The sequence below is a fragment of the Streptomyces sp. NPDC002640 genome, from assembly GCF_053592575.1.
The window spans coordinates 199,811-211,224 of sequence record NZ_JBSFVZ010000015.1; the positions used below are offsets into that span (position 1 = coordinate 199,811).

The 11,414-nt window shown below is 76.1% G+C and carries 10 protein-coding genes; 4 read left to right on the top strand and 6 right to left on the bottom strand.

What is annotated here, in order from left to right:
• The first annotated feature begins 61 nt into the window (after positions 1–61).
• Entirely contained in the window at positions 62–532 is a 471-nt protein-coding gene (locus ACWD3O_RS20890; protein ID WP_451411937.1) for an NUDIX hydrolase, read from the top strand.
• A gap of 572 nt (positions 533–1,104) precedes the next feature.
• Here ACWD3O_RS20890 and ACWD3O_RS20895 read toward each other — a convergent pair.
• The gene (locus ACWD3O_RS20895) at positions 1,105–2,037 is read right to left on the bottom strand and encodes an EamA family transporter (protein ID WP_451416892.1); all 933 of its coding nucleotides are present in this window, start codon (positions 2,035–2,037) and stop codon (positions 1,105–1,107) included.
• On the bottom strand, positions 2,034–3,419 hold the full coding sequence (locus ACWD3O_RS20900) for an MFS transporter (RefSeq protein ID WP_451416893.1): 1,386 nt from the start codon (positions 3,417–3,419) through the stop codon (positions 2,034–2,036). Before ACWD3O_RS20900 ends, ACWD3O_RS20895 begins: the two co-directional genes overlap by 4 nt.
• 226 nt (positions 3,420–3,645) lie before the next feature.
• Between ACWD3O_RS20900 and ACWD3O_RS20905 the strand changes: the two genes are divergently transcribed.
• Complete coding sequence (locus ACWD3O_RS20905) at positions 3,646–4,158, top strand: MarR family winged helix-turn-helix transcriptional regulator (RefSeq protein WP_451411940.1); 513 nt, start codon at positions 3,646–3,648, stop codon at positions 4,156–4,158.
• 89 nt (positions 4,159–4,247) lie between these two features.
• Here the strand turns inward: ACWD3O_RS20905 and ACWD3O_RS20910 are convergent, their stop codons facing one another.
• Positions 4,248–5,708 (bottom strand): FAD-dependent monooxygenase, encoded by a 1,461-nt coding sequence (locus ACWD3O_RS20910; protein ID WP_451416904.1) that lies wholly within the window; start codon positions 5,706–5,708, stop codon positions 4,248–4,250.
• Between the two features lie 134 nt (positions 5,709–5,842).
• On the opposite strand from ACWD3O_RS20910, the gene ACWD3O_RS20915 reads away from it, so the two are divergent.
• Positions 5,843–6,559 carry a TetR/AcrR family transcriptional regulator gene (locus tag ACWD3O_RS20915; RefSeq protein ID WP_451416894.1) on the top strand — a complete coding sequence of 239 codons (717 nt, stop codon included), beginning with the start codon at positions 5,843–5,845 and terminating at the stop codon, positions 6,557–6,559.
• 109 nt (positions 6,560–6,668) lie between these two features.
• Here the strand turns inward: ACWD3O_RS20915 and ACWD3O_RS20920 are convergent, their stop codons facing one another.
• The 3 genes from ACWD3O_RS20920 to ACWD3O_RS20930 all read right to left on the bottom strand — a co-directional run bounded on the left by ACWD3O_RS20920 (position 6,669) and on the right by ACWD3O_RS20930 (position 9,744).
• Positions 6,669–6,935 carry a hypothetical protein gene (locus tag ACWD3O_RS20920; protein ID WP_451411942.1) on the bottom strand — a complete coding sequence of 89 codons (267 nt, stop codon included), beginning with the start codon at positions 6,933–6,935 and terminating at the stop codon, positions 6,669–6,671.
• 63 nt (positions 6,936–6,998) lie between these two features.
• Positions 6,999–9,050 (bottom strand): 4-alpha-glucanotransferase, encoded by a 2,052-nt coding sequence (gene malQ, locus ACWD3O_RS20925; RefSeq protein WP_451416895.1) that lies wholly within the window; start codon positions 9,048–9,050, stop codon positions 6,999–7,001.
• Positions 9,051–9,207: 157 nt separating this feature from the next.
• Positions 9,208–9,744 carry an HNH endonuclease gene (locus ACWD3O_RS20930; RefSeq protein WP_108955294.1) on the bottom strand — a complete coding sequence of 179 codons (537 nt, stop codon included), beginning with the start codon at positions 9,742–9,744 and terminating at the stop codon, positions 9,208–9,210.
• Positions 9,745–10,103: 359 nt separating this feature from the next.
• On the opposite strand from ACWD3O_RS20930, the gene ACWD3O_RS20935 reads away from it, so the two are divergent.
• Positions 10,104–11,231, top strand: coding sequence for a mechanosensitive ion channel family protein (locus tag ACWD3O_RS20935; RefSeq protein WP_451416896.1), 1,128 nt, complete (start codon positions 10,104–10,106; stop codon positions 11,229–11,231).
• The last annotated feature ends 183 nt before the right edge of the window (positions 11,232–11,414 follow it).

An 11,414-nucleotide genomic window follows, 5' to 3' on the forward strand; every position in this document is an offset into this window, starting at 1 on the left:
CCGGCGCGGCGTCGGCCCCGTTCGCCCTGCCGCGGCCGGTGGCCTGCCGTAACGTCTGGGTATGCATGAGGAGTTGAGGGTGGCGGCCTACGCCGTCTGCGTGCGGGACGACCAGGTGCTGCTGGCGCGGTGGGTCGCGGGGGACGGGACGAGGCGGTGGACGCTGCCGGGCGGCGGCATGGACCACGGTGAGGACCCGTACGACACGGTGGTGCGGGAGGTGGAGGAGGAGACCGGCCACACGGTCGAGCCGGTGACGCTCCTCGGCGTCGACTCGGTCCGCCGGTCCTACCCCCGGCGGCTGGGCGCGCGGGCCGACTTCCACGGGCTGCGGGTGGTGTACGAGGCGCGGATCACCGGGGGCGCGCTGCGGAACGAGGTCGGCGGCTCCACGGACATGGCGGCGTGGCATCCGCTGGACGCGGTGGAGGAACTGGAGCGGGTGGAACTGGTCGACGTGGGCCTGCGGCTGTGGCGCGAACGCCCCCGCACCGGCCACCTCGACCGCACCGAACGCCCGGCGGACGGCTAGCGGTTCCCCCGGGGCCCGGCCGCCCGGGGGCCGACGGCACCGGGCCCGGCGGCACGGGGCGCGGCGGCACGGGGCGCGACCGGGGCGTAGGCGTCGCGGGGCGCGTCCGGGGCGCGGGCGTCGCGGGGCGGGCGCGTGGCGCGGGCGTCGCGACGGCACGGGGCGCGGCCGCACGGGGCGCGGGGCGGGCGCGTGGCGCGGGCGTCGCGGGGCGCGGGCATTCGTGGGACGGGGGTCGCTGGGCAGGCATCGCCCCGCGAACGGCTAGCGGTTGTTCCCCCGTGGGGCACGGCCGTGCGGGCATCGCCGGGAGGGCACTGACGCGCCGCGCGGGCATCACCGTGCCGGCGCGCCGGGAGGGCGTCGCTGGGCGGGCGTCGTCCGGCGGGCATCGCTGGGCGCGAGGTCGCCGTGCGGGGGCGTCGTTGGGTGCGGGTGTCACAGGGCGGGCGTCGGCGCGGGCGGGCCCGCGGGGAGACGCGTGCGTGCGGCGCCGCTGCCGGGCCCGGTCACCCGCGGAGGGGTGCCCCGCCGACACCGTGTCGTCGGACGGCGTACGCCGGCGCGGGCCCTCACATCCGGACGCCGCGGCGGGCCGGGCGGGGGCGGGACCTCGCCGGGGCCACGGTGACGAGGCGGGCCCCCGCGGCAGCGCGGGGAGACCGCTGTCCCGCCACCGTGGCCGTGAGGGCCACCGCCATGCCCGCGACCTGGACCGCCGTGAGGGATTCGCCGAGGAACCCCCACCCCAGCACCGTGGCCGTCAGTGGCGACAGCGGCACGAGGAACGTGACGCCGGTCGCGGTCATCCGGCCCGTCCCCCGGAACCACAGCCAGTACGCCAGCGCCGTGTTGACGAGTGCCAGGTACCCGTACCCCGCGACCCCCGCCGCGTCGATCGCCGGCGGCGCGCCCTCGACGGCCACCGCGAGGGGCGCGATCACCAGCCCGCCCGCCGTCAGCTGCCACCCCGTCAGGGCCAGCGGCCCGACCCCCGCCGGTCTCCCCCACCGCTTGCCCAGCACCGTGCCCAGTGACATCGCCCCCGCGGACCCGAACGCCGCGGCGACGCCCACCGCGTCCACCGAGCCGAGCCCCGGGACCATCACCAGCGTCACCCCGGCCACCGCCACGAGCCCCGTCACCACCGTCCGGGCCCGTACCCGCTCGGACAGCAGCACCGCTCCCAGGCCGGCCACCAGCAACGGGCCCACGGAACCGGCCACCGCGGCCATCCCGCCCGGCATCCGGTAGGCGGCGAGGAACAGCAGCGGGAAGAACGCGCCGATGTTCAGCGCCCCCAGCACCGCCGCCCGCCACCACCAGTCGCCCCGCGGCAGCACCCGGGTGACCGCCAGCAGCAGGAGCCCGGCGGGGAGCGCCCGCACCAGCGCCGTGAACAGGGGGCGGTCCGGCGGAAGGAACTCCGTGGTCACCAGGTAGGTGCTGCCCCAGAGCACCTGGGCCAGCCCGGTGACCACGACCGTGCCCGCCGCCCCACTCACGCCTGCACCTCCGCCCGTTCCCCCACCGGCGCGACCGGCACGACCGGTGCGACCGGCGCAACCGGCACGACCGGCGCGACCGGTGGCACCGGCGTGACCGGCGGCACCGCTGCGACCGGCGGCACCGGCGCATCAGGCCCGACCCGGCCGACCGCGTCCACCCGCACCGCCCCCTCCGGCAGCCGCCGCTCCACCGCCACCAGCAGCCCCGCCGCCACCAGCGAGGTCCCGATCAGGAAGATCCACGGCACCCGCCCGTCCACCGCCAGCAGCGCGGTGAACAGGGCGGGGGCCAGCGCCTTGGCCAGCGACCAGGAGAGCTGGTACACCGCCATGTACCGCCCCCGCACCGCGGGCGGCGCGGCGGAGACCGCGAGCATGTCCGCGGCGGGGCTGTGCACCAGCTCGCCCGTCGTGTAGACCACCACCCCCGCGACCAGCGCCGTCGCCAGCACCGCCACCGAGTCCGGCCGGGCCACCGCCAGCGCGAACTGGGCCAGGAACCCCGCCGCGAACAGCAGCGAGCCCAGCGCCGCCGCCCGGGTCCGCCGCGCCCCGCTGCGCCGCACCAGGTGCCCCACGTACGTCCCGGCCGCCGCGCAGAGCACCGTGTTGACGGCGAAGGAGACGCCGGTGAGCCCGTCGGGGCCGCCCAGCGAGACCACGAAGAGCGGGAACAGCACCGACAGCGCCGCGTAGCTCAGGGCGTTGAAGAAATTGGCGCCGGTGAGCACCAGGAACGGGCGGTCCCGCAGGACCCGCCGGTAGCCCGCCGGCGCACCCCCCTCCGCCTCCGCGCCGGGGTGCTGCGCCCGCACCGGGCGCACCCCGCTCAGCAGGTACGCAGCGACCGCGTAGGACGCCGCGTTGGCCAGCGCCGTGCCGGTGTACCCGCCGGGGCCCGCGAGGCCGACGACCAGGGAGGCGATCAGCGTCCCCGCGCCGAGCCCGGCGTTGCCCACGGCCCGCAGCGTGGCCTGCAGCCGGTCCCGGTCCGCGCCCCGCGCCACCTCGCCCACCAGCACCGCCTGGACGCCGACGTAGGCGCGGTCGGCGGTCACCGTCAGCAGCGCGACGCCTGCGAATGCGCCGAGCGAGTCGACCAGCGGGTAGGCCAGGAAGCCGGTGCACCGGACGGCGTGGAAGACCATCAGCATCCGCCGCGCCCCGTACCGGTCCACCGCCGTGCCGATGAACGGCAGCAGTCCCATTCCGCCGAGGCCCGCCACGGTCAGCACGATCCCCACCACCGCGTAGGAGAGCCCGGTGACGTGGTGGAAGAACACCAGGCTGAACGGGATGTACATCCCGGAGCCGACGCCGTTCACCACCGCGGAGCCGGTCAGCCGCCGCTCCCCCCTGACGGGCCGTTCCCCCCTCACCGGCCGCTTCCCCGAGACCGGCCGCTCCCCCGCCGGCCACCGCTTCCTCGTCACTCCACGGCCCGCCGCGCCGTGCTCCCCCGTGCCGTCGCCGCCCATGTCGCGCCGCCCCCGCCCGATACCCGCTCGCCAGAAAGAACCCTTGCCGGGAAGTAGCTTAGCCGTAAGCTACTTACTCGCAAGCTGCTTTTTGGCCAGGGACCGGTACGGCGCCGATACTCGGCGCATGAGTACTCGTGAGCCCGGGCGCGGGGATGCCGTCGACGCCATCATCGAGCAGTGGAACCGGGAGCGGCCCGATCTCCTGACTCCGGGGATGGAGATCTTCGGGCGGATCTACCAGCTGTCCCGTGCGATGGGCGACCGGACGGAGAAGGCGTACGCGGCGTTCGGCATCTCCCGCGGGGAGTTCGACGTGCTGGCCACGCTCCGGCGGGCCGGCGAGCCGTACACGCTGGCGCCGCGGGAGCTCTCGGGCACGCTGATGCTCACCACCGGCGGCATGACGGGCCGGCTGGACAAGCTGGAGAAGGCGGGGCTGCTCAGCCGCTCGCCCGACCCCGAGGACCGGCGGGCGCTGCGGGTCTCGCTCACCGCGCGGGGACTGGCCCTGGTGAACGAGGCGGTGACGGCCGGTCTGGCCGTCCAGAACGAGGCGGTGAGGGCGGCGCTGGACGAGGACGGGGCGGCCGAACTCGCCGACCTGCTGCGGCGGTTGCTGGCCGCCACGGAGCACTGACGCACCCCGCCCCGCCCCCTCCCGCCGCACGCGCGAAGGGCCCGCACCCGCCAGCGTCCCGGCGGTGGCGGGCCCGGACCCACGCCACGTCACCCCAGGTGGGTGTCGAGCGCCTCCCGCACCCGCTCGGCGGTGGCCGCCTCCGCGGCCCAGGCGACGTGACCGTCGGGGCGCACCAGGACCGCCGTGCCGCGCGGGCCCGCCCACCGCTCGACCGCCAGGCGCGCGCCGCGCGGCGCCACCTCGAGGCCGGTCGGCGCCAGCAGCACGAACCGGCCGCCGCGCAGGGCCTCGTAGAGGCGGCGCCCGCCCGCCAGCGGCACGTCCGGCACCCGGGCGCCGACCGAGCGGTGGGCGCCGCGCGGCCGGCGGTAGCGGATGCCGATGCCGCTGACCATGGCGGTGCCCCGCCGCCGGAGCGGCGCCACCCGGTCGGCCGTGGCCAGCGTCGCGGCCCGCAGGGCGCGGCTCGCGGGGCCGTGCGCCAGCGCCCCGCGGATCAGGGCGCCGCTGGCGAGCAGGACCATACGCCCCACCGGGTGCCGCTCCGCGTGGTACGTGTCGAGCAGTGACCCGTCCGCGTGCCCGCCGAGCACGGCGGCCAGCTTCCAGCCGAGGTTGGCGGCGTCCTGCAGGCCGGTGTTCATGCCCTGCCCGCCCGCCGGGGAGTGCACGTGCGCGGCGTCGCCCGCCAGGAGGACCCGGCCGACCCGGTAGGCGGGCACCTGCCGCTCGTCGCTGTGGAAGCGGGACATCCAGCGCGGGTCGTGCATGCCGAAGTCGCTGCCGAGCGCGCCGCGGACGATCTCCCGGACCTCCTCCAGGCCGACCGGGTCGCTGTCCGGGCGGTCGTTCCCCCGCCGCCAGCCGGTCATCCGGTGGTAGCCGTCGCCGAACGGCGCGAGCAGCGCGAAGCCGTCGGGGCCGGCGTCGGCGGTGAGCGCCGAGCCGAGGTCCTCGGTGAGCTTGACGTCGGCGAGGACCAGCGAGCGGATCACCGAACGGCCCGGGAACGGCAGTCCCACCAGGCGGCGGACGGCGCTGTGCGCGCCGTCGGTCCCGACCGCGTAGGCGGCGCGCAGCTCCTCGGCGCCCCGGTCCGTGGCGACCTCGAGCGTCACCCCGTGGTCGTCCTGGCGCAGGCCGGTCACCTCGGTCTCGTGGGCGAAGCGCACCCCCGCTTCGACGGCGCGCCGCTCCAGCAGGCGCTCCACCTCGTACTGCGGGACGACCAGCGCGTACGGGAACCGGGTGGGCAGCGAGTCGAGCCCCAGGGTGAGGCCGCCGAAGAGGCGCAGGTCGCGGAGGGGCCGGCCGATCGCGGCGAGTTCGTCGGCGAGTCCCCGCGCGTCGAGCTGCTCCATGGTGCGGGCGTGCACCACCAGGGCGCGGGAGAGGTTGCTGATCCCGTGCGGCCGCTTCTCGACGAGCGTGACGGGGACGCCCGCCTCGGCCAGGTCCCCGGCCAGCAGCAGCCCGGTGGGGCCGGCGCCGACGACGACCACGGAGCGGGCCGTGTCGTGCTGGTCGTGTTCGGTGGTGCCGTGCATGACGGTCATGGTGGCCTCCCGAATCGGTGGCGCAGGGGCGACCGGGTGGGTCAACACCTGTTGGCCAACGCTTGTTGACAACGCTAGAGGCACGGGGCTGGACGGTCAACACCCGTTGGCCTACGTTTGTTGACATGACCGAGAACAGGCCGCCGAGTGCCCCGAGTCCCCCGGGCCCGTCGGCGGCCTCCGCCCCACCGCCCCCGCGCCGCTCGGACGCGACCCGCGCGGCGATCCTCGAGGCGGCGATCGCCCGGTTCGCGGCGGACGGCTACGAGCGGGCCACCATCCGCGCCATCGCCCGGGACGCGGGCATCGACCCGGCCATGGTGATGCGCTACTACGGCAACAAGGAGGGGCTGTACCGGGCCGCGTCGGAGATCGATCTGCGGATGCCGGACTTCGCCGGGGTGCCCCTGGAAGGCGCCGGGGAGGCGCTGGTGCGGCACTTCCTGCACCGCTGGGAGGAGGACGACACCCTGGCCGCGATGATCCGCGTGGGGCTGGCCTCGGGCCTGGACGGGGGGCGGCAGCAGGCCCTGCTGGCGGGGCAGCTCGGCCCGGCGGTGGCCCGGTTCTGCAACGACCCGGCCGAGGTGCCGCGCCGCACGGCCCTGGTGGCGTCGCAGGTCCTCGGCATGGCGGTGCTGCGGTACCTGGTCGAGGTCCCGGCGGTCACGGCGATGAGCCGCGACGAGCTCGTGGCCTGGCTCGCGCCGACGGTCCAGCGCTACCTCACCGAGGAGTCCCGGCCACCTGGCTCCCGGCCACCGGGCTCCCGCTCCCCGGGCTCCCGGCCGCCACGGGACGTCTCCGCGCGGGAACGGCCGGAGAACCACCCGCAGGGGTGAACGCACGACGAGGGTGCCGTCCGCGCGCCAGGGCTTCTGCCGTGGCGCGAGGGCGGCACCCTCGTCGTTCCGCCGGTGCGGCCGGCCGGGGATCCGGCGGCCGTCCGGGTCAGGAGTTCTTGGTCCGGATGTTGGTCGACGTCACCCGGTGCTCTTCCTTGGACTTGTCCAGGACCATCACCGCACCGGCGATCGCCGCGAACAGCACGAGCGGGGCGACCACGTAAAGGCCCAACGTCTCGACGACGCTCAGGCCGGTGCCGGGGTCGTCGCCGTCGTCGCGCACCAGCGCGAACGCGGGGGACGACATGAGCAGCATCATCAGCGTCGTGCCGGCGGCCAGGGCGCCGGTGCGCAGGGCGTTCTTCTTGTCCACGGCGCCCAAGGTACCCGCCCCGGCGGGAGCCCGCGCGGCCGGGGTGCCCAACGACCGCGCGTGTCAGCCGGGCGGGTCCTGGCGGGGCGGCTCGGTGAGACCCGCCAGCAGCGCGTGCAGCCGGGGGGACGAGGAGAGCTCCTCCAGGGTGACGGGGCGGCCCTCGCCGTCGGCCACCGGCAGCCGCCAGTTGGGGTACTCGTCCCAGGTACCGGGCACGTTCTGGGGACGCCGGTCGCCCACCCCGTCGGGGAGCCAGACGCCGACCAGGCGGGCCGGGGTCCGCCACAGGAAGCGGTGCAGGGCCAGGATCACGTCCTCCTCGCGGGTGCCGTCCAGCAGTCCGCGCCGGTCGAGTTCGGCCAGCCACTCGCCGAGTTCGGCCGCCGCCTCCTCCCGCTCGCGTTCCACCGGGCGGGTGAGCAGGCCCAGCCGCTCCCGCAGGTCGACGTGGTCGTGGGCGATCCGGGAGGCGGTGGGCGGCAGGTCGTGGGTGGTGACGGTGGCCAGGCAGTCCGAACGCCAGCTCTCGGGGGCGAGCGGGCGGCCGTCGCTCTCCCAGCCGCGCTCGAACCAGAGCACCGAGGTGCCCAGGACGCCCCGCTCCCGCAGCGCCTCGCGCACGCCCGGCTCCACCGTGCCGAGGTCCTCGCCGATGACCGCGGCGCCGGCCCGGTGCGCCTCCAGGGCGAGCACCGCCAGCATGGCCTCGGCGTCGTAGTGGACGTAGGTGCCCTCCGTGGGCGGACGGCCCTGGGGGACCCACCAGAGGCGGAACAGGCCCATCACGTGGTCGACGCGCAGCGCCCCGGCGTGGCGGAGGCGGGCGCGCAGCAGGTCGCGCAGCGGGGCGTACCCGGTCTCGGCGAGCCGGTCGGGCCGCCACGGGGGCAGGCCCCAGTCCTGGCCGCGGGCGTTGAACGCGTCGGGCGGGGCGCCCACCGACATGCCGGCGGCGAAGCAGTCGCGCAGCGCCCAGGTGTCGGCGCCGCCGGGGTGGACGCCGACGGCGAGGTCGTGGATCAGGCCCACGCCCATCCCCGCCTCCCGCGCGGCGCGCTGGGCGGCGGCGAGCTGGTCGTCGGCGAGCCAGGTCAGCCACCGGTGGAGGTCGACGCGGTCGGCGAGTTCGCGCCGGGCCCTGGCCGTCTCCGGCGACCGGGGGTCGCGCAGCCGCTCGGGCCAGCGGTGCCAGTCGGGGCCGTGCACCTCGGCGAGGGCGTTCCAGGTGGCGTGGTCGTCCAGGGCGCGGCCCTCGCGGGCCAGGAAGCCGGAGTAGGCGGCGCGTCGGCCGGGCGCGAGGGGCACCGCGCGCAGCAGTTCCAGGGCGCGGCGCTTGAGGTCCCAGACGGCGTCGCGGTCGATCAGCGCCTCCTTGGCCAGCACCCCCTCGCGCAGCCGGGCGGCCTGCTCGGCCAGGGCCCGCAGGCGGGTGCGGTCCTCCTCGGTGACGTGGGCGTACTCGGGGATCTCCTCGACGCGCAGGTACACGGGGTCCGGGAAGCGGCGGGAGGACGGCCGGTAGGGCGAGGGGTCCACCGGCGGCCCGGGCACGCTCGCGTGCAGCGGGTTGAGCTGGACGAAGCCGACGCCCAGGGCGCGGCCCGCCCAGCCGGCCAGGTCGGCCAGGTCGCCGAGGTCGCCCATGCCCCAGGAGCGGTGGGAGAGCAGCGAGTAGAGCTGGACCAGCAGTCCGCGGTGCCGGCCCTCCACGCCGGGCGCGCGGTCGGGGGCGACGATCAGGTGGGACTCGCCGGTGCGGCCGTCGGGTGCCGTGACGGTGAGCCGGTGGACGCCGTACGGGAGGCCGTCCAGCGAACCGCGGGCCTCCCCCTCCTCCGTGACCACGCGGAGCACGGTCCCCTCGGGCAGGGCGGGCAGCCCGCGCGGCGTGAGCACCACGGTGGGGGGCAGCAGGCGCCGTGCCGTCTCCGCCTCCCGCGCCGCCAGGGCGGCGGCCGGGTCGGCCGTGTCCACGCCCAGCGCGGCGAGCGCGGCGGTCACCGCCTCCGCCGGCACGGTGACCACGCGGTCCGGCGCGGGCCGGTACTCGGTGGCCACCCCGTACAGCTCCGCCAGCCGCGCCAGCGGCTCCCCCGGTACCGGTCCGGCCACGGTTCCTCCTCGATGAGGTCGAGCACGCCCTGACAGTGGCTACCCAACGAGGCCCGCACCAGACATCGCAATCCGCCGAACGGGTGCCGGCCGCGCGCCGCGGGACCGGGCTCGGCCCCGGTGGAGGCGCCCGGCGACGACGAAGGCCCGGACCGAGTCAGGCGGAGACGCCGTCGATCCGGGCCAGGGCCTCGTCCGCGCCGTACGGCCGCAGGTACGGCAGCCAGCGCGGGTCCCGGTGGCCGGTGCCGATGATGCGCCAGGCCAGACCGGTGGGCGGGGCCGGTTTGTGCCGCAGCCTCCAGCCCAGCTCGCCGAGGTGCCGGTCGGCCTTGGTGTGGTTGCAGCGACGGCAGGAGGCCACCACGTTGTCCCAGACGTGCTGCCCGCCGCGGCTGCGGGGGATGACGTGGTCGACGCTGGTGGCGACGCCCCCGCAGTACATGCAGCGGCCGCCGTCGCGGGCGAACAGGGCCCGGCGGGTCAGCGGCACGGGTCCCCGGTAGGGCACCCGGACGAAGCGCTTGAGCCGTACCACGCTGGGTGCGGGCAGGGAGAGGGTCGCGCTGTGCAGGTGGGCGCCGGACTCCTCGAGGCAGACGGCCTTGTTCTCGAGGACGAGGACGAGCGCGCGGCGGAGCGGTACGACGCCGAGCGGCTCGTACGACGCGTTGAGGACCAGGACATGCGGCACGGTGCCTCCTTGTACGCCGGCGGCGCGTGGCTCGCGCCGGGACGATCTGGAGTCAGTTTCCCCTCTGCCCTGGTCGCGGCGCCACCACGTGGGAACAACGGGGTGGTGCCGAGGGCCCGTGGTGTTGGCCACAGCATCGCCCCGCCCGCCCCGCCGGCACCCGTCGGCATCCGCCGCGTCACCCCGCGCGAGGTCACCGCTTATCCCTTCCTCATCCTCTCGTGAGGCCCGTCTCTCTTCCCCCGGAAGCCGCGAAGCCACCCGGTTTGCCCCGTTAGTGTGGTGAAGCTGCTCCTCCGCTCCCGCTTCGTCGCCGTGCCCGTCCCGCCGGGGCAGCCACGCACCTGGAGGTATCCCCCGTGTCCCTGTCCGTCGCCCTCCCGGCCGCCGGCCCGGACCCGTCCTCGTCGCCCTCGCCCTCGCCCGCCACCTCGGCGCCCTCCACCGGCGGCTCGCCGGATGCGAGGCCGACCGTCCCGTCCCTGGAGGAGGCCCAGCAGCGGGCGACCGAGGCGGCCGGCTGGTTCCAGGAGAACTGGGCCTCCTGGCTCGCCGTCGGCCTGCGGATCGTCATGATCGTCGTGATCGCGCTGGTGCTGCGGGTGCTGGTCCGCCGGGCGATCACCCGGCTGATCGACCGGATGAACCGCAACACCTCCGCGAGCGAGGGCAGCTCGCTGGGCGGCCTGCTGGTCAACGCCGAGCGGCGGCGTCAGCGCTCGCAGGCGATCGGCTCGGTGCTGCGCTCGGTCGCGTCCTTCGTCATCCTCGGCACCGCCTTCCTGATGGTGCTCGGCGCGTTCCAGATCAACCTGGCGCCGCTGCTCGCCTCGGCCGGTGTGGCCGGTGTGGCGATCGGCTTCGGCGCGCGGAACCTGGTCACCGACTTCCTCTCCGGCGTCTTCATGATCCTCGAGGACCAGTACGGCGTCGGCGACACCATCGACGCGGGCGTGGCCACCGGTGAGGTCATCGAGGTGGGCCTGCGGGTCACCAAGCTGCGGGGCGAGAACGGCGAGATCTGGTACGTCCGCAACGGCGAGATCAAGCGGATCGGCAACGCCTCCCAGGGCTGGGCCACCGCCGGGGTGAACGTGACCGTGCGGTCCGAGGAGGACCTGGACAAGGTCCGGTCGGTGCTGGAGGAGGTCGCGGAGCGGATCTCCAAGGAGGAGCCCTGGAACGAGATCCTCTGGGGCCCGGTCGAGGTCCTGGGCCTGGAGGACGTGCTGCTGGACTCCATGGTGGTCCGGGTCACCGCGAAGACCATGCCGGGCAAGGCCCTGAGCGTGGAGCGGGAGCTGCGCTGGCGGATGAAGCGGGCGCTGGACGCGGCCGGGATCCGGATGATCGGCGTGCCGGAGCAGGCCACCGTCGAGCCCGCCCCCGCCGATCCGACCGCGGGGATGGCCGCGCCCTCCGCCTTCGCCAGCAGCAACTCGCCGCAGTCGATGGCCGCGTCGCCGATCCCGCCGAAGACGCTGTAGCACCGAGGACACTGCGACGCCCGAGGGGCGGCGCACCGGAGTCCCTCTCCGGTGCGCCGCCCCTCCCCCGTTTCCTCCGCTCACCCCACCCCCGTTATCTTCTTCGCGGTCCTGCAAGAGGGCCGCTGGCCTCCGGGCCCGGCATGACTGTTGCCCCCTGTCGAACGGATGACCTGGGGGGTG

Coding starts and splice junctions, on each gene's coding strand:
- ACWD3O_RS20915 (WP_451416894.1), top strand. CDS start 5,843: ATGACCGAGAACAGGCCGCCGAGTGCCCCGAGTCCCCCGGGCCCGTCG.
- ACWD3O_RS20910 (WP_451416904.1), bottom strand. CDS start 5,708: ATGCACGGCACCACCGAACACGACCAGCACGACACGGCCCGCTCCGTG.
- ACWD3O_RS20890 (WP_451411937.1), top strand. CDS start 62: ATGCATGAGGAGTTGAGGGTGGCGGCCTACGCCGTCTGCGTGCGGGAC.
- ACWD3O_RS20905 (WP_451411940.1), top strand. CDS start 3,646: ATGAGTACTCGTGAGCCCGGGCGCGGGGATGCCGTCGACGCCATCATC.